Source organism: Blastochloris viridis, from assembly GCF_001402875.1.
In the GTDB taxonomy this organism is placed as follows: Bacteria; Pseudomonadota; Alphaproteobacteria; order Rhizobiales; family Xanthobacteraceae; genus Blastochloris; species Blastochloris viridis.
In genome coordinates, this window is the sequence record NZ_CP012946.1 from 1,860,699 (window position 1) to 1,887,127 (window position 26,429).

Here is a 26,429-nt window from a genome sequence, read left to right on the forward strand (position 1 = left end):
GCAACTGTCCAGGTTCGAAGGAACGACGGGTGGGGCGCCGATCTCAGGAGCGGTCTCGTGCGACCAGGAGCCAAGCGGTCTCCCACCCGTCACCGCACCCGGTAGCTTACCCGATCGCGGCGCATTCAAGTTACAAGGAGCCCGCGACAGCGGGCGTCTCGAAGGAAGGCAGACTTTAGAGCCGAGGTCGGCCCCCTGGTTCGAGACGGCTGCTTCGCAGCCTCCTCACCATGAGGCCGAGACACCATGAGGCCGCGAAAGGTCAGCTTCAGGGCCTCGGGTCTCAGGTCGGCGACAGCTGCGATTTCGGGCCGGACGCAACGCGTCCCTCACCCGCGGGCGCCGCCCGGCTGGTCGGCTGCGGGCTGGTCGGTGATGGCGAACAGCGGTGCCTCCAGCACCCAGCGCACGCCCTCCGAGAGCCAATCGATCTGCGCCCTGCCCTGCAGCGCCATCGACACCATGCGCTCGACCACGACGTGGCCGAATCCGCGATGGGTCGGCGGATGCACCGGCGGGCCACCGCTCTCCTGCCAGATCAGCCGCAGGCGGCGACCGGTGCCCTCGCCGTCAACGTCCCATCTGATGCGAATGCGACCGCCGGGCGTCGACAGCGCCCCGTGCTTGGAGGCGTTGGTGGCGAGTTCGTGCAGCGCCATGCCAATGGTCTGGGTGGCGTCCGGCCGCAGTATCAGGTTCGGGCCTTCGGCCGAAATGCGGTCGGTCGACGTCTCCACGAACGGGGTCAGCTGGCGATCGATCAGATCGGCCAGGGTGGCGCCTCTCCAGTCGTGCTTGACCAGAAGATCGTGCGAGCGCGCCAAGCTGGAAATGCGGTCGTCGAACCGGGCGCGAAAATCGGCGGGGTCCTGGGTGTACCGTCCAGTCTGCCGCGCCATCGACTGCACCACCGTCAGCAAGTTCTTGGAGCGGTGGGACAGCTCGCGCATCACGAATTTCATCCGCCGGGCGTTTTCGCGCAGCGATTCCTCGCGGGCTGCGATGGTGCGGGCGGCGTCGGCCAGCGCGGCGCGCACCACGTTGTCCTCCCGGATCAGGCTCGATTCGGGTGCCACCGGGGTTCCCACCGCGAGTGCCCGCGCCGCCTTCATCGTCCGCCGGGTCGAGCGGTTGATCAACCGGGCGGCGGCCACCGCCGCCGTGATCGACACGAGCGTGGTCAGCCCCAGCATGGCCAGCACCGCGTCGCGGCGCGCGCGGCTCGGTACCTCGATCAGTGCCTTCGGCACCCAGACGATGGCGTGCCAGCCGCACAGGCTCGAGCGGGAGAAGGCGGTGACGGACGGGCGTCCCTCCATGTCAACCGTTTCCAGCCCATGGTGGCGGACGGTGAGCAGGCCGATGAGGTTGTCCGACACGCTGCGCCCAAAAAACTCGTCGTGCCGCGACGCCCGCGCCACAACGCGCCCGTTGCCGTCGACCACTGTCGCGAACCAGCCGGCCGGGCGGTAGGTCTGCTGCACCACGTTGAGGATCGCGGCGGCGGGCGGCACCAACGTCAGCACGTAGCGCACCGCAAGGTCGGGGCCGGCCACCGGCACATGGACGCCAAACGACAACTGGCGGTCGTCGGCGACCGGGCCGAGATTGTCGATCTCGGCCTTGCCGGTGTTGAACACCCGCGCGATCGCCTCGCTGTCCGCGAACGGCGACGACGGCGTGTCCGGCCGCTCGCGTGTGTCGAACAGCTTACGCAACGCCGCGTCGAACAGCACGAAGTCGCCGCCCGCACGCCCGGCGATGGTGCGGGCCTGATCCTCAAACGTGGCAAGGTCCGGCGTCGATAGCAAGCGCGAGCCCGCCAGCATCTCGGCGGCGTCGCGGTAGCCCCTCAGCTCGCGGTCGACCGCCTGCGCCAGGGTGCGGGCGACGTCGCCGACGCGTTTGATCTCCTCGATCCGCTCGGCATCGTCCCAGCGCAGCACGGTATAGGTGCAGAGCGTGGCCAGCGGCGCCATCGACGCCAGCACCAGCAGCGCAAGCAGCCACGCCAGCGGAACGTCGCGCCGCCGCCGGGCAGGACCCTGAGCGGCGCTTGCGGGTTCGGCATCGTGCTTTGCAATCACTCCGCCCGGCCTCGTCTGGGGAATGCTATCCACAACCGATGCGCGTACTTTCCTCCTTCAGCGACTTTCACGCAAGGAGACGCTGGCGGCCCGAGCCAAGGACCTTGATACCTCCGGACCTCTTTGCATCCCCGATCCCGTCAGAACGGGATTTCGTCGTCCAGGTCGCTTGAATACTTGCCGCCGCCGCCGGAGGCCGCCGGGCGGGCGGCACCGCGGGCCGGCAGCGGGCTGCGCTGGCCGAAGTCGCCGCTGTCCTCGATCTCCGCGCCGCCACCGCCGCCGCGCCCGTCGAGCATCTGCAATTCGCCGCGGAAACGCTGCAGCACCACCTCGGTGGTGTACTTTTCCGCCCCCGCCTGGTCTTGCCATTTACGGGTCTGCAGCTGGCCCTCAATGTAAACTTTGGCGCCCTTCTTCAGGTACTGCTCGGCGACTTTGGCAAGCTGCTCGTTGAAGATCACCACCGAGTGCCACTCGGTGCGCTCGCGCCGCTCGCCGGTCGCCTTGTCGCGCCAGCTTTCCGAGGTCGCGATCCTGAGGTTGACCACGCTCTCGCCCGAGTTCAGCCGGCGGACTTCCGGGTCACGCCCGAGATTGCCGACCAGGATGACTTTATTGACGCTGCCCGCCATGGCTTTTGTGCCTTCCGCTGTGGGTTCTGTGCCGCCACCCTAGCCCGGCCATCCCGCAGATGCTGCCCCGGCCCCGCTGCTGTCCACAAGCGACGACGTTCCGGTTACGTTCTTAGCGCGGTGAGCGATGCGCAACAACTGGGATTCCCGGCCCGATATCGTCACCATGGCCACGGCCGGCAACGCCGCGAAACCCGAACGCATTGAAGCGGCGATGCGAACTGCCGATATCCTCGACTAGCACGCACCTGCGGGCGAACACGCGGAGAAGAAGCCTCGTCGTTCCATACCCGACCACGTCCAGCAGAAAGCCGAGGAATTCCAGCACCAATATGATAATTCCGTGCCCGCACCGCGCCGCCGACGAAAATACCACACCCACAGTCTGGCATATTGGCGTACGCCGGCCTAGGGTGTGTCCACGTTTTGTTCCTGCAAACTTGGCGATCGCCCGCCGACCTCTGCCGGCGGACGCGTCTGAGTTCTTGCTGCCACCGAGACCCCCCGCATGACTGCGCCCCGTTCCAAGCCCGATCCCGCCCGCATCATCTCGATCCGCGGTGCGCGGGTGCACAATCTCAAGAACGTCGATCTCGACATTCCGCGCGACAGGCTGGTGGTGTTCACCGGCCTGTCCGGCTCGGGCAAGTCGTCGCTGGCGTTCGATACCATCTATGCCGAGGGCCAGCGGCGCTACGTCGAGAGCCTGTCGGCCTATGCCCGCCAGTTTCTGGAGATGATGCAGAAGCCGGACGTCGACCAGATCGACGGCCTCTCCCCGGCCATCTCGATCGAGCAGAAGACCACCTCGAAGAACCCGCGCTCGACGGTCGGCACCGTCACCGAGATCTACGACTACATGCGCCTGCTATGGGCGCGGGTCGGGGTGCCCTATTCGCCGGCGACCGGCCTGCCGATCGAGAGCCAGACGGTGTCGCAGATGGTCGACCGGGTGCTGGAACTGCCGGTCGGCACGCGCCTTTTTCTGCTGGCGCCCGTCGTGCGCGGCCGCAAGGGCGAGTACCGCAAGGAGCTCGCCGACTTCCAGAAGAAAGGCTTCCAGCGCGTCAAGATCGACGGCGCGTTCTTCGAGATCTCGGAAGCGCCGGCCCTCGACAAGAAGCTCAAGCACGACATCGAGGTGGTGGTCGACCGGCTGGTGGTGCGGCCGGACATCGCCTCGCGATTGGCCGACTCGCTGGAGACCGCGCTCAAGCTCGCCGACGGGCTGGCGATCGTCGAGTTCGCGGACGCTCCCGCGTCCCATTCTTCACCTCCCCCCTTGCGGGGGAGGTCGGATCGCGAAGCGATCCGGGTGGGGGGCGACGAATCTAGGTCCACTGCCGGCACACCCCCCACCCCAGCCCTCCCCCACAAGGGGGGAGGGAGTGCGGATGCGCCCGATCCCCGGCGCATCCTGTTCTCGGAAAAGTTCGCCTGCCCGGTGTCCGGCTTCACCATTCCCGAGATCGAGCCGCGGCTGTTTTCGTTCAACAACCCGTTCGGCGCCTGCCCGGCGTGCGGCGGCATCGGCACCGAGCAGACCATCGACCCCGACCTCGTGGTGCCGGACACCGCGAAAACCCTGCGCCAGGGCGCCATCGTGCCGTGGTCGCGCTCCTCCAGCCCCTATTACGGCCAGACCCTCGACGCCCTTGCCCGTCATTTCAAGTTCAAGGTCACGGTGCCGTGGAAGGAGCTGCCGAAGAAGGCGCGCGACGTCATCCTCTACGGCTCGGGCGATGAGCCGGTCACCATCACCTATGACGACGGCATGCGCGCCTACGAGACGCGAAAGCCGTTCGAGGGCGTCATCACCAATCTGGAGCGGCGCTGGCGCGAGACCGAGAGCGAGTGGGCGCGCGAGGAGATCGGCAAATACTTCTCCGCCACCCCGTGCGAGGCCTGTGCCGGCAACCGCCTGAAACCCGAGGCGCTGGCGGTGAAGATCGCCACGTTCCACATCGGCCAGGTGGCCGAGATGAGCGTGCGCCGCTCGGCTGAGTGGTTCGAGGCGCTGCCGGCGCAGCTCAACACCAAGCAGAATGACATCGCAGTGCGCATCTTGAAGGAGATCCGCGAGCGGCTGCGCTTTCTGACCGACGTCGGTCTCGATTATCTGACGTTGGCGCGCAACTCCGGCACGCTGTCGGGCGGCGAGAGCCAGCGCATCCGCCTCGCCTCGCAGATCGGCTCGGGCCTCACCGGCGTGCTCTACGTGCTGGACGAGCCCTCGATCGGCCTGCACCAGCGCGACAACGAGCGCCTCTTGAAGACGCTGGTGCGGCTGCGCGACCTCGGCAACACCGTGATCGTGGTCGAGCACGACGAGGACGCCATCCGCGAGGCCGACTACGTGGTCGACGTCGGCCCCGGCGCCGGCATCCATGGCGGCCGCATCGTATCGCAGGGCACCCCGGCCGAGATCATGGCCGACCCTGCGTCGCTGACCGGGCAATACCTCACCGGCCAGAAGTCGATCGCGGTTCCGGCCCGGCGCAAGCCCGATCCGGGCCGCATGCTGAAGCTGGTCGGCGCCCGCGCCAACAATCTGAAGAACGTCACCGCCGAGATCCCGCTCGGCCTGTTCACCTGCATCACCGGGGTGTCGGGCGGCGGCAAGTCGACGCTGTTGATCGACACGCTGTTCAAGGCGGTGGCGCGGCGGCTCAACGGCGCCCACGACGTGCCCGGCGCCCACGACGCCCTCACCGGCCTCGAACAGCTCGACAAGGTGATCGACATCGACCAGTCGCCGATCGGCCGCACCCCGCGCTCTAATCCTGCCACCTACACCGGCGCGTTCACCCCGATCCGCGACTGGTTCGCCGGCCTGCCGGAATCCAAGGCGCGCGGCTACGGGCCCGGCCGCTTCTCGTTCAACGTCAAGGGCGGGCGCTGCGAGGCCTGCCAGGGTGACGGCGTCATCAAGATCGAGATGCACTTCTTGCCGGACGTCTACGTCACCTGCGACGTCTGCAAGGGCAAACGCTACAATCGCGAGACGTTGGAGGTGATCTTCAAGGGCAAGTCGATCGCCGACGTGCTCGACATGACGGTGGACGAAGGCACAACGTTCTTTCAGGCGGTGCCGACCATCCGCCGGATCATGGAGACGCTGGCGCGGGTCGGGCTCGGCTACATCCACATCGGCCAGCAGGCCACCACGCTGTCCGGCGGCGAGGCCCAGCGCGTCAAATTGGCCAAGGAGCTGTCGAAACGCTCGACCGGCCGCACGCTCTATATCCTGGATGAGCCGACCACCGGCCTGCACTTCCACGACGTCGCCAAGCTCCTGGAGGTGCTGCATGAGCTGGTGGCGCAGGGCAACACCGTGGCGGTGATCGAGCACAACCTCGAAGTGATCAAGACCGCCGATTGGGTGATCGATTTGGGCCCCGAGGGCGGCGACGGCGGCGGCGAGATCGTCGCCTCAGGCCCGCCCGAGCTGATCGCCAAAGCACCGCGCAGCTATACGGGGAAGTTCCTCAAGCCGGTGCTGGCGCGGGGCAAGGCGAAGCGGGCGGCGGAGTAGGCAAATCATACTCCGTGCCCGGCATGTACCTGAGTATGAGCAGTACTCGCCCTTAAATCCCTGCATTTGAAGAAGGTCGGCCGATTCTGGTCGGCTCTGGTGGGGCTGCGCCACCGCGCGCTCGCAGTCGAGCTCGACCACGGGCTGTTGTGGGTCTGGATCGGCATGCACGCGGATTACGACCGGCTGACCCAATCCTGACCGGCCAGCAAGCGCAACTTCCTCGTAGGGCGGAACAGCGCGGCGTAGTCCGCCGCGACGCAATGCCGCCGACCGGAGCCGGCTATTTCCGCTCCTCGGCCAGCACGGCGAGGCCGCGCTGCACCGCCGGCCGCGCCTTCACGGTGTCGAGCCAGCGCTTGAAGTGGGGAAAGCGGGTGACGTCCTGGCCCTGGCGTTCCCACAGCTTGGACCAGCCGAGGCAGGCGATGTCGGCGATCGAGTAGTCGCCTGCCAGGAATTCGCGCTCGGCGAGGCGCTTGTTCATCACCCCATAGAGTCGCGCCACCTCGTTGGTGTAGCGGGTGATGGCGTAATCGATCTTCTCCGGCGCGTAGATGCGGAAATGGTGGGCTTGTCCTGCCATCGGCCCCAGCCCGCCGACCTGCCAGTACAGCCACTGCTCGACCTCGACCCGGGCGCGCTCGTCGGTGGGATAGAACTTGCCGGTCTTGCGGCCGAGATACTGCAGAATCGCCCCCGACTCGAACACCGAGATCGGCTTACCGCCCGGCCCGTCGGGATCCACGATCGCCGGAATGCGGTTGTTGGGCGAGATCGCCAGGAAGTCCGGCTTGAACTGTTCTCCCTTGGAAATGTTCACTGGAACAACGGCGTAGGGCAGCCCGCACTCCTCCAGCATGATGGAGATCTTCCAGCCATTCGGCGTCGGCCAGTAGTAAAGTTCGATAGGTGCGGGAGCAGCAGGCATATTGGACTCCGAGAGCCGGCGAACACGGCGTTGCGGGACCCTAGGATCAGTGGGCCTGCGCTGCAACGTCTCGCGCCGCAGAGGTCGGCTGCAGAAAGCAACGCCATGCTCTCAAAGCGGTTTCTTGAAACCGACGTGCGTCCTGGCAAATCCGAGTCGCGCGTAGAAGCGGTGGGCGTCGGTGCGCGCCGCGTTCGAGGTCAGCGCGACAGTCGCGGCACCGCGCGCCCGCGCCTCGGCTTCGGCGTGCGCGACCACGGCGGCGCCGATGCCACGCCCGCGCAGATCGGGCGCCACCTGCACCCCCTCGACGATGGCGCGGCAGGCGCCGCGGCCGGCGATGCCGCCGACGACGATGAGCTGGAAGGTGGCGACCACCCGGCCGTCCAGGCGCGCGACGAAAAGTTCGGTCGCGGACGACGCCGTGATGGCGTCGAACCCGGCCTTGTAGGCGTCAAGCGCGGCCGGATCGACGGTGTCACCGTGGCCGCCAAGCGGATCGGCGGCGAACATGGCGACGATGGCCGGCAAATCCTCCCGCCGGGCCGGCTCGATCACCAGCGCCTCGGCTTGCGTCCTCACATCGACCGTCACATTAAGCCTCCCAAACTCTCGCCGACCGCCCGAGCGGGCCGCCACGCGGCGCGGCGCCGGCGCGGGGCGACTCGCACCTGTGCCAGCGCAGACACCGCATAACCGCCGGACCCAACGGCGAAATGACGGCCGCAAAAGCCCGGCCTTGAGGCTACGCGAGCCCCGGTTACCGTAAGCTGAGCCATTGGAAAGCCATGAGAAAACTGCCCGGCCGCGGGAACGCTTGGCTCGGCCGCACGTTTCAGAGCAGGCCAACGGCCGCGTGCCCGCAGTCCCGATGACAATGGCCTCCTCCGCACATCGCGCGTGGCCAAAGCTGCTGTGGGATCGCGGCGCATTCCCACACCGACGACCGAAAGGACCAAGCCATGGGTCTGTTCTCCAAGGACATCAAGAGCCTCGACGACCTGTTCGTCCACGGCCTGCGCGACATCTATTATGCCGAAAAGCAGATTACCCAAGCGCTGCCGAAAATGATCTCCAAGGCGTCCGATCCCGAGCTGAAGCGGGGCTTCGAGACCCACCTGCGCGAAACCGAGGGCCACGTCGAGCGGCTGGAGAAGGTATTCCAGATGCACGGCGTCACGCCGAGCCAGATCGACTGCCCGGCGATCGACGGCATCCTCGAGGAGGGCGACGAGATTTCCAGCGACATCGGCGACACCGATGTGATGGACGCCGCCCTGATCGCCGCCGCCCAGGCGGTCGAGCACTACGAGATCACCCGCTACGGCTCGCTGGTTGCGTGGGCCAAGCAGCTCGGCCGCGGCGACTGCGCTGCCGTGCTGCAGCAAACCCTCGACGAGGAGAAGGCGACCGACCGCAAGCTCACCGCCGCGGCGGAAAGCAAGATCAACCTCCGCGCCGTCAGCTAACGCACCGAATCGGCCGGGCTCGGTGCCATCTCACCGGCGATCGAGCTCCGATCAAAACGCCGCCACGGCAGGGCTTCGGACCGGCCGTGGTGGCGACGCGTTCACGATCGATCAGCTCGCCGGCTCGGCCAGCGCCCGGCCGTAGAGGATCATGCACGGCCCGGACGGCCGTTCCGCCGCCAGCCGCGCCGCCAGCTCGGCGATGGTGCCGCGCATCACTGTGGTGGCGGGGGTACCCAGGCTCTCGATCACCGCAGCCGGCGTGTCCGCCGCCATGCCGTGGGCGATGAGCTTCTCGACCAGTTCGGCGAAGGTGCCCTTGCCCATGAACACGCAGGTGGTCGCCTCGGGGTCGGCCAAGGCGGCAATGTCGAGGTCCGGCAGGCGGGCATCGACGTCGTGGCCGGTGATCATCTGCACCCGCCGCGCCACCACGCGCTTCGACAGCGACACCTGAACGTGCGCCGCCGCCGCGGTGGCGGTGGTCACCCCCGGCACGATCTCCAGCTCAATTCCGGCGGCGCGCGCGGCCGCGATCTCCTCGTCGGCGCGGCCGAACAGGGTGGGGTCGCCCGACTTCAGCCGCACCACCCGCTTGCCGGCGCTGGCATGGTCGATCATCTGCCGCGTCACCTCGGCTTGGCTATGCGAGGGCCGGCCGGCGCGCTTGCCGACCGCGATCAGCTCGGCGTCCGGCCGCGCCGCCTCCAGCACCGGCCCGCTGGCGAGGTCATCGTAGAGAATCACGTCCGCTGCGCGAATGCGGGCCAGCGCCCGCAGCGTCAGAAGGTCCGGATCGCCCGGTCCGGCACCGACCAGCGCGATGTGGCCGCGCCCATGGGAAGACATCTGGCTCATGCCCTAAGCGGCGTCGATCATGTGAAAAAACGTCCCGGTGACGTGGCCGCGGCGCGCACCGGTTTCGGCGACGGCCCGGCCCGATGCGTCGGCCACCTCGGCCAGCGGCGGATCCGGCTGGACGAGGATGCTGGCATAATGGAACTCGTGGCCGCGCAACACCCCCGCCAGCCCCGCGACCGGGTGGAAAAGCCGCGCCAGCCGGTAACCGAGGTGGAGCCGGCGCGCGGCGAACGATGTCTCCAGTCCCAGAAGACCGGTCATGGCGTGGCGGATGCCGCCAGCGTCGACCAGCCCCGTTCCCAGCACCATGTAGCCGCCGCACTCGCCGTGAACCGGCTTTGACGCTGCGAATGCGGCAAGCCCGGCCTTGAACCGCGCCGCCGCCGCGAGCTGCCCGGCGTGCAACTCGGGATAGCCGCCCGGCAGCCAAACGACGTCGCAGGTGGGGTCGGGTCCCTGGTCCGCCAGCGGCGAGAACGGCACGATCTCGGCCCCGGCCGCCCGCCACGCCGCCAGCAGGTGGGGATAGACGAACGAGAATGCAGCGTCGCGGGCGAGCGCGATGCGCTGGCCGGGCGGGGTGAGGCCGGCGTCCGCCGGCGTCGACGCCGACGCGATCCGCGGGCGCGCCGTCGCCTCGACCGCGGCGACGTCGATCTCGCGCTCGACCAGATCGGCCAGTGCGGCGATGCGGCCGGCAAGGTCGGCGTCCTCCTCGGCCTGGACCAGGCCGAGATGGCGCTCCGGCAGCGCGATGGCCGGCCGGGTGCGCAATGCGCCCAGCACCGGGATGCCGATACGATCGAATCCCGCCTCGACAAGGGCTTGGTGGCGATCGCTGGAGACCTTGTTGAGGATCGCGCCGGCCACCCGCACCCCGCGGCGAAAGTGGTCGCAGCCCAGCGCCACCGCGGCGGCGGTGGCGGTCTGGCCGGAGACGTCGAGCACCAGCACCACCGGCCAGCCGGTCAAAGCGGCGATGTCGGCGGTGGAGCCGTCGCCAGCGGCGCCGGCGGTGGTGCCGTCGAACAGCCCCATTGCGCCCTCGGCGATGGCGAGGTCGGCGCCCTGCCCGGCCGCCAGCAACGCATCGAGCCGGCCGGGTCGCATCGCCCAGGAATCGAGGTTGAACGCCGGCCGGCCGGCGGCGGCGGCGTGGAAGGCGGGGTCGATGTAATCGGGCCCGCTTTTATAAGGCTGTACCGCGCGGCCGCGGCGACGCAACGCCGCGATCAGCCCGAGCGTCACCGTGGTCTTGCCGGAGTTCGAGCGCGGCGCGGCGATCACCAGCCCGGCCGGCCCGGCGGGAATGCTGTCCATCGGACGCCCCGATCAGTCCTCTTCCGCCGCGCGGCGGAAGCGGCGGTCGTAGCCGGGATCGTACAGCGCGCTGTCGCGAAACTCTTCCGCCGCGAGCGCCGGCCCGACCACAATCAGCGCGGTCCGCTCGATCGGTTGCGCCGCCACCAGTTCCGGCAGCGTGGTGAGGGTGCCGACGATCACCCGCTCATCCGGCCAACTGGCGCGGTAGACCACCGCCGCCGGGCAATGCGGCCCGTAGAATGGCCTCAGCCGCGCCAGAACCTCCGCCAGCACGTGGATGGAAAGATGAATCGCGAGCGTCGCCCCCGTCGCGGCGAACGCCTCCAGCCGCTCCGACTCCGGCATCGCAGAGGCGCGGCCCGAGGTGCGGGTCAGCACCACGCTCTGCGCCACCTCTGGCAGCGTCAGCTCGCGGCCGAGCGCGGCGGCGGCGGCGGCGAACGCCGGCACGCCGGGGGTGACGGTGTAGGCAATGCCATGCGTCTGCAACCGGCGAATCTGCTCGCCCATCGCACTCCACACCGACAGGTCGCCGGAATGCAGCCGGGCGACGTCGAGACCAGCCCGGTCGGCGGCGACGAACTCGGCCTCGATGGCGTCGAGGTCGAGCGACGCGGTGTCGACCACGCGGGCGCCGGGCGGACACAGCGCGATCAGTGCCTTCGGCACCAGCGAGCCGGCATAGAGGCAGACCGGGCAGCGCGCGATGAGGTCGCGGCCGCGCACGGTGATGAGGTCGGGCGCCCCCGGCCCGGCGCCGATGAAATGAACGGTCATGGCAGGTCTCCAGGCCGCGGGCGGTTCGGTCGGCGCCAGACGGCGGCGGGCTGCAGGGATGCCGGCATTGCCGCACAGGTTCACCGCGCCGGCAGTCCGGAAGCCGCGACGAAGCGAACGCTTATGGTCCCGGCCCGCGGCGGCGCTGAAAATGCGTCAGCCGTACCGGCTTGGCAAGGCAGGCGCACCGGCCTCCCCCGGCCGGCCGCCCCCGCCCCGCCCGCTTGACGGCGGCGACGCCGCGGTCCACCCCTTCGGCCCTTGCGAACAAGGAGAGCTGCCGTGACCCGCCTGCCGTTTCTGCCGTCGCCGCGCGCCACTTCGCTGCTCATCGCCGCCGGCTTCCTTGCCGTCGGCTGGGCAATGTACGTGCGCTACCTGGTGATCGAGACCTCGGCGGTCGGGCTGGCGTGCGAGGCCGGGCTGCCGACCACGCTGTGCCTGATGCGCAAAATCGTCATCCAGCTGTTCACCTACAACGTGTTCGGCGTGCTCGCGCTGGCGGCAGCAGTGCTGCAGGTGCTGCGGCCCCACGTCCTGGTGTTCGGCCTCGCCCTGGTGGCCGGCGGCATCGGCGTCGTGCTCTACAACAACGCGCTGTCCGGCCTTGCCTGGGCGCTTCTGATCATCAGCTTCGCACGCCCCGCACCCGCCAAAGCGTGACGGCGAGCAGCAGCCATAGGCCGGCGGTCCACAGCGCCTGCCAGTTGGCGATGGTCTCGTTGAGCGGCAGGTAGACCGCGGCAAAGGCAAGAACGGCGGCGGCGGCGAATTCGGCCCTGCCGGCCAGTTGCGGCCCACGCGGGCCGTAGAACGCCAGCACCGCGAGCGGCACCACCGCCGCGGTGAGCGCCGCGAACGGGAAATCCTTGTAGCGCGGGTCGAACACCAGCCCGAGCACGCCTTGGATGGCGAGCACCGTCACCACGATCAGCAGCAGCGCCGGCGCCTTGATCCAGGGGTCGGTCACCATGCGCTGGGCCGGATCGAGCACCACGCCGAATCCTTCCAGCGGGCGGTGCTCGACCAGCACCGCCGCCGCCACCGGCGCGGCGAGCGCAGCGGCCAGCACCAGCGCACCGTTGCGCAGCCAGCCGTCCCAGCCGAGGCTCTCCAGCATCGCCGCTTCCATCGCCATCGGCACGAACACGCCGGCCGAAACCGCGATCAGGCTCAATCCCGCCCAGGCCGGCCAGCCGACCTTGACCACTTTGCCGTGGCGATGGGCGACGAGGTGGGCGATGCCGCCGACCCAGAGCACCAGCACGACGCCGGCGATCGCCTGCCACAGCCAGAACGGGCGGTTGGAGACCGGCTCGCCCAGCGCGAATTTGGCCTCGCGGCTGGTGGCGTCGAACAGGCCCCAATGGCCGCCGACAGTGCCTTCGAGCTGGCGCTTCCAGGGCTGGTCGAACGCCTCGATGACGTTGACCCGGTAACCGTCGCGCTTGGCCAGCGCCAGCAAGTCGTGGATGAGGCGGGCCTGGTTGGCGGGCGAGGGCAGCGCGCCCTCGCGCATGCGCCCGGCGCTGGGCCAGCCCGCCTCGCCGATCAGGATCTCCCGGCCGGGGAAGGTCGCTGCGACCTTCGATTCGATCTCGTTGATATGGCGGCCGGCGTCGTCGACCGACACCGGGACGTCCTCCCAGTACGGCAGGATGTGGATGGTGATGAAGTCGACCGCGCTCGCGAGGCCACGATAGCGCAGCCAGAACTCCCAAACGTCGGCATAGGTCACCGGCACCGGCACCTGGGCTTTAACGGTCCTGATGGTGGCGGCGAGGTCGACGTCCGACATCTCGCCGCGCAGCAGGACCTCGTTGCCGACCACCACGCCGCGAATGGTATCGCGGTGCTCGTTGGCGAGCTTCACCACCGTTTCGATCTCGGCGGCGTTGCGCACCGGATCGCTGCCGAGCCACAGGCCCTGCAACACCTTCAGCCCGAGCTTGGCCGCGACCTCCGGCACCGCCGCCAGGCCGAGTTCGGTGGCGTAGGTGCGCACGCAATCGGTAACCTTGGCGAGGCGGGCGAGGTCCTGCTCGATCTGCTCGCGTGGAATCAGCAGCGTACGGTCGAGCGGGGTCTGGGTGCCGCGGAACGGCGCGTAGGAGACGCAGTAGAGCTTTTCGCCGGCCGCGAGCGGCGACGGCGGCATGTTGACCGGCGTTCCCAGCCAGACCCACGACAGGGCGACAACGATGGCGGCGAGGCCGAAAGCGAGAGCAGCGCGAAGCATGGCGATCCCCATCCGAGGAGCGGCCGACATAGCGGCTCCGGCCGTCACTGCCAAGCTGACGAAAAAATTCGGAGAACCCGCATTCCCAGTTCACATCGCCGTCATCCTGTCATAATCGAATGGTGTTAGAGAGTAGCTTACAGGGACCGCCGGTCCCCCCTCGACAAGATTTTCCCGCGATGTACACCGCCAAGAGCGTTCTGTTCGCCGTCCTTTCGGTCGGCGTCCTCTGTCTTAGTGCGCCGTCTCCCGCTGCCGCGCAGTCGGCTCCGCCGCAGGGCAACAACGGCCAGCCGCAGCAAGCGGGCGATCCGGTTGCGGAGGCGAACAAGCGAGCGGTTGAAGAGTTTATCGAGGCGACCAAGCTTCCGGGTGCAGCCGGCAAGGCCGAATGCGTCTGGCTGGGCCGCCGAATTGCAAGCCTACTGTTTCGCGACGACGTCGACACTGCCCGGCGTCACATGGACATTTACGACCGGTTCTCTTGCCCGTCCGATCATTTGCGTTTGACGTTCCGCTGTGTGGTTCGTCAGGGCAACATCGACCAGAAGTCGCCGGAGAGCCTGCCGCAGCGTGTCCATGCTTGCTGGCTGCAGCCAGAGGCGCCGGTGGCGCCGCAGGCGGCGCAATAAATCGGCGCGATCGACCTGCGCCAAGTGGCGCAGGACTTGCTTAATTCCTACATGAACCCCGGAGAGAATCGTCTTGTCCGGATGGGATGGATCGGGGAGTTCGATGCTGCCAAGCAGCGTGAAGGCGGAATACAAAGGCCTCGCGGACAACGAGAACCGCCGCCGGTTTTCGAAATCGACCTTCGCCCTTGTCCTCGCCGTGATGGCGATGGTGGCGACTGTGCATGGCGCCCTATGGATGTGGGCGCAGGAAACGATGTCGGCGCCGGCCGCCATCAACAAGTTCCCGAGCCTGTCGTTCGCGCCCTACGACCCGAAGTCGGACCCGGAAAGCGGCGGCGTCACCAACGAAGCCCAGATCCGCTCCGATATGAAGGTGGTCGCGCCCTACACCCGCGCGATCCGCACCTATTCCTCGACCGGCGGCCTTGAGTACGTGCCCTCGGTCGCCGCCGAGCACGGCATCAAGGTGTCGATGGGCGCGTGGGTGGACAAGAGCGACGACCGCAACGAACGCGAGTTGCGCGCCGTCGTCGACCTCGCCCGCAAGAACAGCAACATCAACGCCATCGTCGTCGGCAACGAAACCATTCTTCGTGCCGAACAGACGGTCGACGAACTGATCAAGAAGATCCAGCGCGTCAAGCGCGAGACCAGCGGCATCCCGGTTACCACCGGTGAAATCTGGAACATCTGGCTGGAGCACCCCGAGCTGGTCTCGGCGGTCGACTTTATCGCCGTCCACATCCTGCCCTACTGGGAAGGCCACCCCGAAACCTCGGCGGTCGACCAGGCGATCATCATCTATAACAAGTTGCGCGCCGCCTATCCGGGCAAGCGCATCGTCATCGCCGAGTTCGGCTGGCCGTCCGGCGGCTATAACCTGCACCGCGCCCAGCCCGGCCCGATGATCCAGGCGCAGGTGATTCGCGACTTCGTCGCCCGCGCCGAGGCCTACGGCATCGACTACAACATCGTCGAGGCGTTCGATCAGCCCTGGAAGACCAACGAAGGTTCGGTCGGTTGCTATTGGGGCCTGTTCGACGGCGACCGCAATCTTAAGTTCAACCTCGCTGGCGACATCACCAACACCCGCGCCAATACCAACACCATCATTGCCCTGGTGATCGGCGCCCTGCTGTCGCTGACCGCGCTGAAGATGGTGCGGCCGACCTTCGGCCACGTCGCGATGCGCGTCGCCGCCGCCAATGCGGTGGGCGCCTGGCTCGCGGTGGTGTTCGACTACTGGGTCACCCATTATTTCGTCACCGGCGCGATGTTCTCGATGGCGCTCGGCTTCATCCTGCTGATCCCGCTGGTGTTCGTGGCGATGGCGCGCATCGACGAACTGGCCGCCATCGTGTTCGGCCGGGCGCCGCGCCGCCTGCTTGCCAAGCCGGCTCACGATCCGGTCCGCGCGCCGAAGGTGTCGATCCACATCCCGGCCTATCGCGAGCAGCCGGAGATGTTGAAGGCGACGCTCGATGCGGTCGCCCGCCTCGACTACCCGAACTTCGAGTGCGTGGTGATCATCAACAACACCCCCGATCCGGCCTGCTGGCAGCCGATCGAGGCGCACTGCAAGTTGCTGGGCGAGCGTTTCAAGTTCCTCAACGAGCCGAAGGTGCAGGGCTTCAAGGCCGGCGCGCTGCGCATCGCCCTTGCCCACACCGACCCGGAGGCCGAGGTGATCGGCGTGATCGACGCCGACTACGTCGTCCACCCCGACTGGCTGAAGGATTTGGTCCCGGCGTTCGAGGACCCGCGTGTCGGCATCGTCCAGGCGCCGCAGGACCACCGCGACGGCAAGCGCTCCGTCATGCACGAGATGATGAACGCCGAATATGCCGGCTTCTTCGACATCGGCATGGTGCAGCGCAACGAGCACGACGCCATCGTTGTCCACGGCACCATGGTGCTGATCCGGCGCACCGCGCTCAAGGCCGGCGGCGACTGGTCGAGCGACACCATCTGCGAGGACACCGACCTCGGCCTCTGCCTGCTCGAGCAGGGCTGGTCGGTCCACTACACCTCGCGCCGCTACGGCTGGGGCATGCTGCCCGACACCTATGAGGCGTTCCGCAAGCAGCGACACCGCTGGGCCTATGGCGGCGTGCAGATCGTCAAGAAGCACTGGCGGCAGATGTGGCAGCCTGAGGCCACCCGCCTCACCGGCGATCAGCGTCGCGAGTTCCTGATGGGCTGGTTCAACTGGCTCGGCGCCGAGAGCGTCGGCGTGCTGATGGCCATCCTCAACATCCTGTGGGTGCCGGTGGTGGCGTTCGGCGGCATCGCCGTGCCGGAGCGCATCCTCACATTGCCGATCGTCGCCACCTTCGTGATCTACCTCGTCCACTTCATGTGGCTGTACCGCCAGCGCGTCGGCATCGGCCCGGTGCGCTCGATCGGCGCGGCCATTGCGGCGATGGGCATGCAGTTCACCGTCGCCAAGGCGGTTGCCGACGGCGTGGTGAAAGACAACCTGCCCTTCAACGTCACCGCCAAGGGCGGCGGCAAGGCCAAGAAGGGCAGCGATTTCGCCGCGTTCTGGGAGACGGTGATCGCCGGCCTCCTGCTGCTCGGCGCCGCCGTGCTGCACATGACCAATTACCACCAGGTCAACGAGATCAACATCTTCAAGTGGGTGCTGGTGGTGCAGAGCCTGCCGTTCCTCGCCGCCGCCGGTATGGCAGCGCTGGAGCGGACCCCGCTCAACGACTTCGCGCTGTGGCGCCGCCTCGTCGAGCGCATCCACGCCGCGCTGCCGCGGCGGACGGCGGACGTCGGCGTTCCGCCGAAGGTCAGCGCCGACTGAGAGCGGCTGCGGGCACCAAACCGACAAAACCCCGGCCTCACCGCCGGGGTTTTTCGTTTGGCGACCGGTCGACGAAATTCCGGCCTGATATACCCCTACGCTGATGGAATCCCCGAGTTTGGGTTGCCGATGAGGTGGAAGCGATCGGTGATCAGGCTGGCGAGGTCAGCGGCGTAGGTCTGCAGGTTGTGGAAGAAGTCGTCGAAGGCCTGTTTGAACAGGGCGAATTTGCCATAGGCCTTGTTGAACAGCACCTTGCGCTTCATGACGTGCCAGAACCGCTCGATCAGGTTGAGGTTGGGCGCGTAGGACGGCAGATAAACCAGCTTCAGGCGGCAGCCCGGCCTGGCCAGATAGGCCGTGAGCTCGCGCGAGTGATTGTATACCGCGACTCCGAAGGAATCCCTCCTGCGCGCCTGCGCCGACTTCAGTTGGCGAAGGGGATTTCATCGGCGTCGCGCTATACCAACGGCGGCGGCAGCCGGCCGTTGGCTCCGATTGCAGATTTTCGTGAAATCATTGATTTCAAGGACGAAAATCTGCGAGTTTCGACGACCCCATGCGTCAGCATCCGGGGCCATTGTATTACGGCGTGTTGACGAACACCGCCAGGTTCAGCCGCCGCCCGCCATTGTAGTTGGCCGCCTTCACCACCGTCAGCAGGCGGTAGCGCAGGCCGAGCGCCTCCGCCTCCAGCGCGAACGCGCGCTCGTGGCGGCGGTCGACGAACGCTACCCGGCAATCGCCTTCGCGCAGGAACCGCGCCGCGCCGCTGGCGTCGGTCAACTCGACGTCAGTGCCGCCCAGGAACACCAGGCTCGGCTCGCGATAGCTAGCGGACGCGATCTTCGGGTCGGGACAGCCGGCGCCGTTGGCCGCCGCAACCAGCGCCGCGGCGGGAAAGTAGGTCCGCGTCGCCGGGATCAGCACCTGCAGCACCGCGACATAGACCGCGACCGCCGCCAGGATCGACACCATGAAGCCGCGCTCCGGTCCCTCCACCCGCAGCGTCTCCACCGCCTTGAAGCCGAGGAAGCCGGCAGCGAACATGAACGGCCACGCCAGGAAGCCGGCGCCGCGATGGAACAGCAACAGGCCGATTAGCGCCAGCGCCGGCAGCAGCAAGCCGATCGCGGCCCACCACCACTCGGCGCCGCGGGTCCACCATCGCGCCGCCGGCTCGACCGCGCCGCGCTCCAGCGCCCGCACCGCCAGGATGGCCAGCGCCGGGAACAGCGGCAGCACGTAGTGCGGCAGCTTGGTCGGCACCATCTCGAAGATCAGCCATGCCGGCACCACCCAGGCCAGCAGGAACATCACCTTGGGATCGAAGCGATCGCGCCACGTCGCCGGCGCCGCGAACAGCACCATCGGCGCCGCCGGCCAGAACGTCACCCAGAACGCCACCAGATAGAAGCCGGGCGGCCCCCAATGCTTCTCCTGGCCGGCGGCGATCTTGCCGAGCATGTCGTGGCCGACCGCCTCGCCGAAGAACGCGCCCTGGGTCTTCAGCGTAATGGCGACGAACCACGGCAGGATCAAAAGCAGGGCCCAAGGCAGGCCGAACGCCGGCCTCAGCGCGCCGAGCCAGCGCCAGGATTTGGTGATGAGGCCGGTGCCGAGCACGGTGAGCCCGACCACCATCAGGATGATCGGCCCCTTCAGCAGAACGCCGGCGGCGAGCGCGGTCCAGAACGTCGCCGGAATCAACCAGCGTTCGCGCCCGCTCCAGGCCACCCGCCGGCAAAAGGCGTGCGCCAGCGCCCCCTGCGCCGCCATGATCGTCAGGAACAGCATGGCGTCGGTCTTGGCTAGCCGTGCCTCGACGCCGAGCAGGACGCAGCTCGCCAGCATCGCGGCAGCCACCACCGCCCAGCGTCGCGACACGAAGGCGAGCGCGGTCCAATAGGTCAGCAGCACGCCGCCGATGGCGCCGATCAGCGAGGGGATGCGGTAGAGCCAGATTTGGGTCCGCGCCTCCGGAATGCCGACCGCCTCGGCCACGCTCACCACGCCGGCCTGCAGCCAGTAGATGCCGACCGGCTTTTTATGGCGGGCCTCAGTCTGGAACCGGATATCGACGTAATCGCCCCCCTCCAGCATCTGCTTGGTGGCCTGGGCGAAGCGGGCTTCGTCGCGGTCCACCGGCGGTAGGCTGAAGAAGCCAGGCGCGAAGCACAGCACAGCCAGCGCCACCAGCAGCGCGATCGCGCGGCGATGGCTGGCCGTGGCGGCATCGACGAGGTTCATCAGCCAGCCGCCTAGGCTCGGCGGCGACGGCAGGTCGTCTTCGGCGCCCTCGATGGTCACGATGCCCCTCTCCTCACCTCGGCTCATGCGCAAACTGCCTCGGGGCCGCGGTTTGCACCGGCGGCGAGGTTGTCCACAACACAAATCGGCGGGCCCGCGTCGCCGGCCTTGCCGTCGCCGTTTATCGGCTGCTTGTCGCCAAGAGAAAAGCCGTCTGCAGCATTCCCTGGGAAAATCCCGTAGGCCGAAAGAAGCGGGGCGGGACGAGCTAGCGAAATGTACCAAACAGTCCGTATAAGGAGCCCCGGCGGACAGACCCGCCGCGGTTAAGGGCAGTTTCTCTGGAGAGGCGAAACGATGAAGATTGCCATTCCCGTCGAGACCGATGAGGCCGAGCCGCGGGTCGCGGCGACGCCTGACACGGTCAAACGGCTGATCGGCCTTGGCGCCGACATTGTGATCCAACAGGGTGCCGGTCTCACCTCCGGCATCCGTGACAACGAATACGCTGAAGCCGGCGCCAAGCTGGCCTCCGCCGCGACGGACGCGGTCGCCGACGCCGACATCGTGCTCAAGGTGCGCCGCCCCACCGCGGAGGAACTCGCGACCTATAAGAAGGGCGCGCTGGTCATCGCGATCATGGACCCCTACGGCAACGACGCGGCGCTGAAGGCGATGGCCGAGGCCGGCGTCACCGCGTTTGCCATGGAACTGATGCCGCGCATCACCCGTGCGCAGGTGATGGACGTGCTGTCGAGCCAGGCCAACCTCGCCGGCTACCGCGCCGTGATCGACGGTGCCGCCGAATATGGCCGCGCGCTACCGATGATGATGACCGCAGCCGGCACCGTGCCCGCCGCCAAGGTGTTCGTGATGGGCGCCGGCGTCGCCGGCCTCCAGGCCATCGCCACCGCTCGTCGCCTGGGTGCGGTGGTGACTGCCACCGACGTCCGCCCGGCGGCGAAGGAGCAGGTCGAAAGCCTTGGCGCCAAGTTCGTCGCCGTCCAGGACGAAGAGTTCAAGCAGGCCGAGACCGCCGGCGGCTACGCCAAGGAGATGTCGAAGGAGTATCAGGCCAAGCAGGCTGAACTCGTCGCCTCCCACATCGCCAAGCAGGACATCGTCGTCACCACGGCGCTGATCCCCGGTCGCCCGGCACCCAAGCTGGTGTCCAAGGAGATGGTGGAGAGCATGAAGCAGGGCTCGGTGGTGGTCGACCTCGCGGTGGAGCGCGGCGGCAACTGCGAACTGGCCAAGCCGGGCGAGGTCGTCGTCCACAACGGCGTCAAGATCGTCGGCCACAACAACGTGCCTGGGCGTCTCGCCGCCACGGCATCGAGCCTTTATGCCAAGAACCTCTTCGCGTTCGTCGAGACGCTGGTCGACAAGAATTCCAAGTCGGTCGCCGTCAAGTGGGACGACGAGCTGGTGAAGGCGACCTGCCTCACCAAGGACGGCGCCGTCGTCCATCCCTCGTTCGCTCCCAAGCATGCGGCTGAATAACGACCTTCATTCTTGCAAGCGGAAAACCACCTCATGGCCACAGTAAATGCAGACCAGGCCGCCGAGCAATTGCGACAGGCGGCCGAAGCGGCTCGCCAAGCCGCAGAATCGGCGCAGGCCTATGCCGACGCTGCCGGCGCCGCGATCGGCGTCGCCTCCGGCGGGTTCATCGATCCGTTCGTGTTCCGTCTCTCGATCTTCGTGCTGGCGATCTTCGTTGGCTACTACGTGGTGTGGTCGGTCACCCCGGCGCTGCACACCCCGCTGATGTCGGTCACCAACGCCATTTCGTCGGTGATCGTGGTCGGCGCGCTGCTGGCGGTCGGCGTCGACCTCACCAGCCACGACGTCTCCGGCTGGTCGCGGATCTTCGGGTTCGTGGCGCTGGTGTTCGCCTCCATCAACATTTTCGGCGGCTTCCTGGTGACCCAGCGCATGCTGGGCATGTACCAGAAGAAGAAGTGAGGGGCCGGTCATGAGTGCCAGTTTCGCCGCCCTGCTCTACCTGGTTGCGGCCGTTCTATTCATCCTGTCGCTGCGCGGGCTGTCGAGCCCGGCGTCCTCGCGCCAGGGCAATCTCTTCGGCATGATCGGCATGGGCATCGCCGTGCTGACCACGCTGATCCTGAGCCCGCCGTCCGGCTTCTCGGGCTTCTTCCTCACCGTGCTCGGCGTCGGGATCGGCGGTGCCATCGGCGCCACCATTGCCAAGCGCGTCGCCATGACGGCAATGCCGCAGCTGGTGGCGGCGTTCCACTCGCTGGTCGGCATGGCCGCGGTGCTGGTGGCCGCCGGTGCGCTCTATTCGCCGACCGCCTTCGGCATCGGTGCTCCGGGGCACATCCACGCCGCCAGCCTGGTTGAGATGGCGCTCGGCGTCGCCATCGGCGCCGTCACCTTCACCGGGTCGGTGATCGCGTTCCTGAAGCTCGACGGCCGCATGAGCGGCGCGCCGATCATGCTGCCGAACCGCCATGCGCTCAACATCGGGCTCGGCGCGCTGCTGGCGCTGCTGGTCCTGATCTTCATCATCAGCGAAAGCACTCTGGTGTTCTGGCTGATCGTGGCGGTGTCGTTCATCCTGGGCGTGACCATCATCATCCCGATCGGCGGTGCCGACATGCCGGTGGTGGTGTCGATGCTCAACTCCTATTCGGGGTGGGCGGCGGCCGGCATCGGCTTCACGCTCGGCAACACCGCGCTGATCATCACCGGCGCGCTGGTCGGCTCGTCGGGCGCGATCCTGTCCTACATCATGTGCAAGGGCATGAACCGCAGCTTCATCTCGGTCATCCTCGGCGGCTTCGGCGGCGAGGTGGCGACGGCCAGCGGCAAGAGCGAGCAGCGCCCGGTGAAGCAGGGCTCGGCCGAAGACGCCGCCTTCGTCATGAAGAACGCGTCGAAGGTCATCATCGTCCCGGGCTACGGCATGGCCGTCGCCCAGGCCCAGCACGCCGTGCGCGAAATGGCCGACCTCCTCAAGAAGGAGGGCGTGGAGGTGAAGTACGCCATCCACCCGGTCGCCGGTCGTATGCCCGGCCACATGAACGTGCTGCTGGCCGAGGCCAACGTGCCCTATGACGAGGTGTTCGAGCTCGAGGACATCAACAACGACTTCTCGACCGCGGACGTCGCCTACGTCATCGGCGCCAACGACGTCACCAACCCGGCTGCCAAGACCGACAAGACCTCGCCGATCTATGGCATGCCGATCCTCGACGTCGAGAAGGCCCAGACCGTGCTGTTCGTGAAGCGCTCGATGGCGTCCGGCTATGCCGGCGTCGAAAACGAGCTGTTCTTCCGCGACAACACCATGATGCTGTTCGGCGACGCCAAGAAGGTGACCGAGCAGATCGTCAAGGGGCTCGGCCACTAACGCCATCGCGACAAGAATGCGGACGCGGCCGGGCCAACGCCCGGCCGCTTTCGTTTCAACCGGCAAGCCCTCTCCCGCATAGCCGGTCGCCGCCACGGGACAACCCGTGCTGGCGCCTCGGCCTGCCATGCTCTAACACTCAGCCGGCCCTCGGGCCGATGGGTGCCGTCGGTTTCCCCCGATCGACGTCGACAGGCAGGACGTGCGCGCGCGGCATGGGGTGCGTTGATATGGACAAGTCTCATCAGACCAAGGTTGCGGTCATCCAGAAGCAGCTCGCCGAGAGCGCGAAGGACAACAAGACCGTCCACTTCAAGCGAACCTCGACCAACAGCACGCGGGCGCGGCGCGCGATCAACGGCGCGGTCGAACTCGACCTGACCACGCTGAACGACATCGTCGGCCTCAACGCTGCGGAAAACTACATCGACGTCGAGCCGGGCGTGCCGATGGACGCCCTAGTGATGGCGACGCTCAAGGCGAACCTAATACCCTTGGTGGTGCCCGAGTTTCCCGGCATCACCGTCGGCGGCGCCGTCCAGGGCGGCGCACTGGAGAGCTCGTCCTACCGATACGGCCAGCTCAACGACACCGTGCTGGAATACGAGCTGCTGCTCACCGACGGCACGCTGATCGTCGCGACCGCCGACAACGCCTATTCCGACCTCTATTACGGCCTCGCCACCTCGCACGGCACCTTGGCCGTGGTCACCCGCATCCGGCTGAGGCTGACCGCCGCCGCCCGCTTCGTGACCCTGGCGATCGAGCCCTGCCCCTCGCCGGCGGCCTGCCTTGAGACGCTTCGCCGGCACACCGGCGCCGGCACGGCCGATTTCATCGAGGGGCTGCTGTTCTCAGAAACCGCCGGCGCGGTGATCACCGGCACGCTGTCGGACACCGCCACCGCCCCGGTGCGGCGGTTCTGGCGCAACATCGACCCCTGGTACCACCGCTTCATGCGCCGTGCCGCCGAGACCGGCGTCACCGCCATCAGCGTGCCGCTGGTCGACTATCTGTTCCGCTACGACAAGGGCGCGTTCTGGATGGGCGAGCACCTGTTCCCGCTGTTCGGCGTCAAGTCGAACCCGGTGACGCGGTTCTTCCTCGCCCCGATCTCGCGCACCCGCAAGCTCTATGACGGGCTGCACGCCATGAACGTGCAGCACGAATACATCGTCCAGGATTTCTATATGGACTGGACGGATGCATCGAAGATTATCGACTTCGATGTTCGCGGTCCGAAAATATTCCCGGTGTGGCTGTGCCCGATCAAGGCGACGACCACCCCGCAGAAGCTGTCGTCGCATTATCGCGAGCAAGAGCAGATGCTGCTCAATGTCGGCATCTACGGCATGCCTGAGGGCGGCAATGCGGTGGGCGACACCATCGCGCTTGAAAACCTCTTCCTCGACACCCCGAACCGCAAGATGCTCTACGCCCAGACTTTCTACGAGCAAGCGGCGTTCTGGCGGAAGTACGACCAAGCCTGGTACGGCAGCCTGCGGCGGAAATACAACGCCGAGCCGTTCCGCGACGTGTGGTCGAAGGTGCACACGCCGACCTCGGCGTTCCAGTCGCGCCGGGTGCGCGGCTTCATCCAGGTCGCGGTCGAGGCGCTGTGGGGCAAGAACGTGGTGTGGCGGGTGCCCAAAGCCTGATGCGGTTTCCGGCTGGTCATGCGTGATCGCGGAAACGAAGAGCGGCCGAGACCCAGGCAGGGCGCAGCATTGGCCGCGCCGCCGATCCGCCCGCTATCGCGGGCGTTCGGCCAGGAAAGATCGAAACCCCAACGGAGCGCAAATAGACTGGAGCGGGTGAAGGGAATCGAACCCTCGTCATCAGCTTGGAAGGCGCGTGCGTAGACTGTTACCACAAAGCGCTTTCTGACAAATCGCCCCAGAAACCGGCCTTTGAATCTAAAGCGGAATCTTCGCCGGTCAGAACGCATAGCCCGATGGCATCGGTGGGGTCGGTCAAGCCGCCCGACCCCACAAACGAAAGCGCCGCCGAGGCTGGGGACCTCTGCGGCGCGAAGCTCGATAGGGATGTTGATGCTGTAAGCGGGCTAAACCATATCGGATGCGAAACGGCATCGCAATTGCTCCGCCGACACAATGGTGTGAGTTCCCCGACGCCCGTCGTTGACCGCCTCGGCGATGACGACGCCGAGCTTGAGCGCCGGATGCGCGCGAAGCTGTTCGGCGGTGCCCGGCCGGCGGCACCAGGGCTCTCAGAGGAAGATCAGCGAATCGCCGCGAAGCTCCTCGGCGCCGACAATGCTGAGCGGCTGGCGCGCCGCCGGGTCGGCGATCGGCCGTTCAGGCCGGTCCCGGTCAGAATCCATTACGAGTACTGGCACCAGAAAGTCGACTACGACCCTGATGGCTGGTGGCACATCGTCCGGATAGAAAACAGCAAGCAGTTCAAGCACGAGTGGAGCCACGAGGACATCAACGCCGAAATCGCCGCGCTGAAGGCCAAGGGCTTCACCGTCCGCGAATTCCGGATCGGCTTTGAGCCGCGCGAAAAGGACCGGAAGCCCACCAGCGTGCGGCGCGAAATCCTGAAGCGGATCGGGAGGGCCGACAAATGACCAGCACCCCCGAATTCGATTGGCTGCACAGCCCTGACGTCGCGCTGCAGGAGCAGCGCGCCATCGCTGTTTACGAGAATACCGTGGGCGGCTTGGTGATCTTGCAGGAACGGTCCTGGGATGAGGAAGACGACACCTGCATCTTCATCACCAAGACCAACATTGACGCCTTCATCGCCGCAGTGCTGAAGGCCGCGGGCCGCGAAGACCTTGTGCAGGCGCTCGCCCCGGCCGAGCCGGAGACGCGGCCGCTCACCAACGCCGAGCGCCAGCGCCGCTACCGCAACAACCGCCGCAGCGGCGCTCCACTCGCGGCTAACCTGTTCACCCACAGCAAGGAGGATGCGCCCCTCTACGCGGCCGAATGATCGCACGACCCCGCGATCGTCGGCTCGCGCGTCGGACACCGGACGCCGCAGGCGACCCCCGCCCGACCCCCGAACAGATGATCGCGGGCTGACGTCATAGCCAGCTCGCCCATAGAGCCGATCGCCGGGAACATGACCGGCGTGGAACCCGCCGGAGGGCACCGGCACTGAAGGGCGATTCGTCGCCCAGGAGAGGGCTCCGGCTTGCGCCGCCCCTCAGACAGCCGCGTTGCTGGTGGATCGGCAGCGCGGCGGTTCCGCGTCAACAAGCGGGTGTAAAGGCCGACAGCATGACCCCGGCCTCCCTCGATTGAGGTTGCCTCGATCCGCCTATGTCCGGCTCCGCTCGGCTCCGAGGTTCACGGACATGGTTTCGCCCTCGCAGGCGAAGCTATGCCCTCACCACCTCTCACCAAGGTTCACGGAGCGCAGCGCAGCAAGAACGGTGACGCTGCGCAACGGCTCGTAACGAAAAGCGTAACGAACACCGTAACGAAGAATACCGCACAGCATAACGCGGCGTTACGAAAGCGTT

At 67.3% G+C, this 26,429-nt stretch carries 22 protein-coding genes; 12 read left to right on the plus strand and 10 right to left on the minus strand.

The genetic code is table 11. The features are described 5' to 3' along the window. Positions 1-329 precede the first annotated feature (329 nt). Together BVIR_RS08255 and BVIR_RS08260 are read right to left on the minus strand one after the other, a co-directional pair. On the minus strand, positions 330-2,087 hold the full coding sequence (locus BVIR_RS08255) for a sensor histidine kinase (protein ID WP_055037252.1): 1,758 nt from the start codon (positions 2,085-2,087) through the stop codon (positions 330-332). 140 nt (positions 2,088-2,227) lie between these two features. After that, the gene (locus tag BVIR_RS08260) at positions 2,228-2,722 is read right to left on the minus strand and encodes a single-stranded DNA-binding protein (protein ID WP_055037253.1); all 495 of its coding nucleotides are present in this window, start codon (positions 2,720-2,722) and stop codon (positions 2,228-2,230) included. A 508-nt stretch (positions 2,723-3,230) separates the two neighbouring features. Here BVIR_RS08260 and uvrA point away from each other — a divergent pair. After that, positions 3,231-6,257: an excinuclease ABC subunit UvrA gene (gene uvrA / locus BVIR_RS08265; protein ID WP_055037254.1), complete on the plus strand. Its 3,027-nt coding sequence runs from the start codon at positions 3,231-3,233 to the stop codon at positions 6,255-6,257. A gap of 66 nt (positions 6,258-6,323) precedes the next feature. Further along, a complete protein-coding gene (locus BVIR_RS17310; protein WP_257720199.1) occupies positions 6,324-6,458 on the plus strand; it encodes a hypothetical protein in 135 nt (44 codons plus the stop codon). 82 nt (positions 6,459-6,540) lie between these two features. Here the strand turns inward: BVIR_RS17310 and BVIR_RS08270 are convergent, their stop codons facing one another. Together BVIR_RS08270 and BVIR_RS08275 are read right to left on the minus strand one after the other, a co-directional pair. Continuing rightward, positions 6,541-7,188, minus strand: a complete 648-nt coding sequence (locus BVIR_RS08270; RefSeq protein ID WP_055037255.1) for a glutathione S-transferase N-terminal domain-containing protein — start codon at positions 7,186-7,188, stop codon at positions 6,541-6,543. Positions 7,189-7,299: 111 nt separating this feature from the next. Beyond that, a complete protein-coding gene (locus BVIR_RS08275) occupies positions 7,300-7,701 on the minus strand; it encodes a GNAT family N-acetyltransferase (protein ID WP_082417364.1) in 402 nt (133 codons plus the stop codon). 449 nt (positions 7,702-8,150) lie between these two features. On the opposite strand from BVIR_RS08275, the gene BVIR_RS08280 reads away from it, so the two are divergent. Then, positions 8,151-8,657, plus strand: a complete 507-nt coding sequence (locus tag BVIR_RS08280; protein WP_055037256.1) for a YciE/YciF ferroxidase family protein — start codon at positions 8,151-8,153, stop codon at positions 8,655-8,657. Positions 8,658-8,768: 111 nt separating this feature from the next. Here BVIR_RS08280 and cobA read toward each other — a convergent pair whose 3' ends face one another. The 3 genes from cobA to cobM are packed head-to-tail and all read right to left on the minus strand — an operon-like array spanning position 8,769 to position 11,618. Further along, positions 8,769-9,515: a uroporphyrinogen-III C-methyltransferase gene (gene cobA / locus BVIR_RS08285; RefSeq protein ID WP_055037257.1), complete on the minus strand. Its 747-nt coding sequence runs from the start codon at positions 9,513-9,515 to the stop codon at positions 8,769-8,771. A gap of 3 nt (positions 9,516-9,518) precedes the next feature. Beyond that, positions 9,519-10,838: a cobyrinate a,c-diamide synthase gene (locus tag BVIR_RS08290; RefSeq protein ID WP_055037258.1), complete on the minus strand. Its 1,320-nt coding sequence runs from the start codon at positions 10,836-10,838 to the stop codon at positions 9,519-9,521. Positions 10,839-10,850: 12 nt separating this feature from the next. Continuing rightward, complete coding sequence (gene cobM, locus BVIR_RS08295; protein WP_055037259.1) at positions 10,851-11,618, minus strand: precorrin-4 C(11)-methyltransferase; 768 nt, start codon at positions 11,616-11,618, stop codon at positions 10,851-10,853. Positions 11,619-11,900: 282 nt separating this feature from the next. On the opposite strand from cobM, the gene BVIR_RS08300 reads away from it, so the two are divergent. Then, entirely contained in the window at positions 11,901-12,281 is a 381-nt protein-coding gene (locus BVIR_RS08300; RefSeq protein ID WP_055037260.1) for a hypothetical protein, read from the plus strand. On the opposite strand, the gene BVIR_RS08305 is transcribed toward BVIR_RS08300, so the two are convergent. After that, entirely contained in the window at positions 12,247-13,857 is a 1,611-nt protein-coding gene (locus tag BVIR_RS08305) for a glycoside hydrolase family 17 protein (RefSeq protein WP_055037261.1), read from the minus strand. The genes BVIR_RS08300 and BVIR_RS08305 overlap by 35 nt on opposite strands. Positions 13,858-14,036: 179 nt before the next feature. Here BVIR_RS08305 and BVIR_RS08310 point away from each other — a divergent pair, with 179 nt between their 5' ends. Together BVIR_RS08310 and BVIR_RS08315 are read left to right on the plus strand one after the other, a co-directional pair. After that, positions 14,037-14,489 carry a hypothetical protein gene (locus BVIR_RS08310; protein ID WP_055037262.1) on the plus strand — a complete coding sequence of 151 codons (453 nt, stop codon included), beginning with the start codon at positions 14,037-14,039 and terminating at the stop codon, positions 14,487-14,489. Positions 14,490-14,727: 238 nt separating this feature from the next. Further along, positions 14,728-17,304 carry a glycosyltransferase gene (locus tag BVIR_RS08315; protein WP_145912104.1) on the plus strand — a complete coding sequence of 859 codons (2,577 nt, stop codon included), beginning with the start codon at positions 14,728-14,730 and terminating at the stop codon, positions 17,302-17,304. A gap of 95 nt (positions 17,305-17,399) precedes the next feature. Here the strand turns inward: BVIR_RS08315 and BVIR_RS17315 are convergent, their stop codons facing one another. Both BVIR_RS17315 and BVIR_RS08320 read right to left on the minus strand, forming a co-directional pair. Beyond that, complete coding sequence (locus BVIR_RS17315) at positions 17,400-17,735, minus strand: transposase (protein WP_082416851.1); 336 nt, start codon at positions 17,733-17,735, stop codon at positions 17,400-17,402. A gap of 154 nt (positions 17,736-17,889) precedes the next feature. Continuing rightward, positions 17,890-19,614, minus strand: a complete 1,725-nt coding sequence (locus BVIR_RS08320; protein ID WP_236823573.1) for an ArnT family glycosyltransferase — start codon at positions 19,612-19,614, stop codon at positions 17,890-17,892. 297 nt (positions 19,615-19,911) lie between these two features. On the opposite strand from BVIR_RS08320, the gene BVIR_RS08325 reads away from it, so the two are divergent. From BVIR_RS08325 to BVIR_RS08350, 6 genes are all read left to right on the plus strand, one after another. Then, positions 19,912-21,057: a Re/Si-specific NAD(P)(+) transhydrogenase subunit alpha gene (locus BVIR_RS08325; protein WP_055037264.1), complete on the plus strand. Its 1,146-nt coding sequence runs from the start codon at positions 19,912-19,914 to the stop codon at positions 21,055-21,057. Between the two features lie 33 nt (positions 21,058-21,090). Beyond that, entirely contained in the window at positions 21,091-21,522 is a 432-nt protein-coding gene (locus BVIR_RS08330) for a proton-translocating transhydrogenase family protein (RefSeq protein ID WP_055037265.1), read from the plus strand. 10 nt (positions 21,523-21,532) lie between these two features. Then, positions 21,533-22,933: an NAD(P)(+) transhydrogenase (Re/Si-specific) subunit beta gene (locus tag BVIR_RS08335; protein WP_055037266.1), complete on the plus strand. Its 1,401-nt coding sequence runs from the start codon at positions 21,533-21,535 to the stop codon at positions 22,931-22,933. 230 nt (positions 22,934-23,163) lie between these two features. Continuing rightward, entirely contained in the window at positions 23,164-24,591 is a 1,428-nt protein-coding gene (locus tag BVIR_RS08340) for an FAD-binding oxidoreductase (RefSeq protein ID WP_055037267.1), read from the plus strand. Positions 24,592-24,887: 296 nt separating this feature from the next. After that, positions 24,888-25,526, plus strand: coding sequence for a hypothetical protein (locus BVIR_RS08345; RefSeq protein ID WP_145912026.1), 639 nt, complete (start codon positions 24,888-24,890; stop codon positions 25,524-25,526). Further along, positions 25,523-25,894 (plus strand): hypothetical protein, encoded by a 372-nt coding sequence (locus BVIR_RS08350; RefSeq protein WP_055037269.1) that lies wholly within the window; start codon positions 25,523-25,525, stop codon positions 25,892-25,894. Before BVIR_RS08345 ends, BVIR_RS08350 begins: the two co-directional genes overlap by 4 nt. The last annotated feature ends 535 nt before the right edge of the window (positions 25,895-26,429 follow it).

What these genes read in the sequence shown, in the direction of transcription:
- BVIR_RS08290 (WP_055037258.1), bottom strand. Translation starts at nt 10,838, where the DNA reads ATGGACAGCATTCCCGCCGGGCCGGCCGGGCTGGTGATCGCCGCGCCG.
- BVIR_RS08315 (WP_145912104.1), top strand. Translation starts at nt 14,728, where the DNA reads ATGTGGGCGCAGGAAACGATGTCGGCGCCGGCCGCCATCAACAAGTTC.
- uvrA (WP_055037254.1), top strand. Translation starts at nt 3,231, where the DNA reads ATGACTGCGCCCCGTTCCAAGCCCGATCCCGCCCGCATCATCTCGATC.
- BVIR_RS08345 (WP_145912026.1), top strand. Translation starts at nt 24,888, where the DNA reads ATGGCATCGGTGGGGTCGGTCAAGCCGCCCGACCCCACAAACGAAAGC.
- BVIR_RS08270 (WP_055037255.1), bottom strand. Translation starts at nt 7,188, where the DNA reads ATGCCTGCTGCTCCCGCACCTATCGAACTTTACTACTGGCCGACGCCG.
- BVIR_RS08260 (WP_055037253.1), bottom strand. Translation starts at nt 2,722, where the DNA reads ATGGCGGGCAGCGTCAATAAAGTCATCCTGGTCGGCAATCTCGGGCGT.
- BVIR_RS08280 (WP_055037256.1), top strand. Translation starts at nt 8,151, where the DNA reads ATGGGTCTGTTCTCCAAGGACATCAAGAGCCTCGACGACCTGTTCGTC.
- BVIR_RS08340 (WP_055037267.1), top strand. Translation starts at nt 23,164, where the DNA reads ATGGACAAGTCTCATCAGACCAAGGTTGCGGTCATCCAGAAGCAGCTC.
- BVIR_RS08350 (WP_055037269.1), top strand. Translation starts at nt 25,523, where the DNA reads ATGACCAGCACCCCCGAATTCGATTGGCTGCACAGCCCTGACGTCGCG.
- BVIR_RS08275 (WP_082417364.1), bottom strand. Translation starts at nt 7,701, where the DNA reads ATGTTCGCCGCCGATCCGCTTGGCGGCCACGGTGACACCGTCGATCCG.
- cobA (WP_055037257.1), bottom strand. Translation starts at nt 9,515, where the DNA reads ATGAGCCAGATGTCTTCCCATGGGCGCGGCCACATCGCGCTGGTCGGT.
- cobM (WP_055037259.1), bottom strand. Translation starts at nt 11,618, where the DNA reads ATGACCGTTCATTTCATCGGCGCCGGGCCGGGGGCGCCCGACCTCATC.
- BVIR_RS08325 (WP_055037264.1), top strand. Translation starts at nt 19,912, where the DNA reads ATGAAGATTGCCATTCCCGTCGAGACCGATGAGGCCGAGCCGCGGGTC.
- BVIR_RS08310 (WP_055037262.1), top strand. Translation starts at nt 14,037, where the DNA reads ATGTACACCGCCAAGAGCGTTCTGTTCGCCGTCCTTTCGGTCGGCGTC.
- BVIR_RS08335 (WP_055037266.1), top strand. Translation starts at nt 21,533, where the DNA reads ATGAGTGCCAGTTTCGCCGCCCTGCTCTACCTGGTTGCGGCCGTTCTA.
- BVIR_RS08305 (WP_055037261.1), bottom strand. Translation starts at nt 13,857, where the DNA reads ATGCTTCGCGCTGCTCTCGCTTTCGGCCTCGCCGCCATCGTTGTCGCC.
- BVIR_RS08330 (WP_055037265.1), top strand. Translation starts at nt 21,091, where the DNA reads ATGGCCACAGTAAATGCAGACCAGGCCGCCGAGCAATTGCGACAGGCG.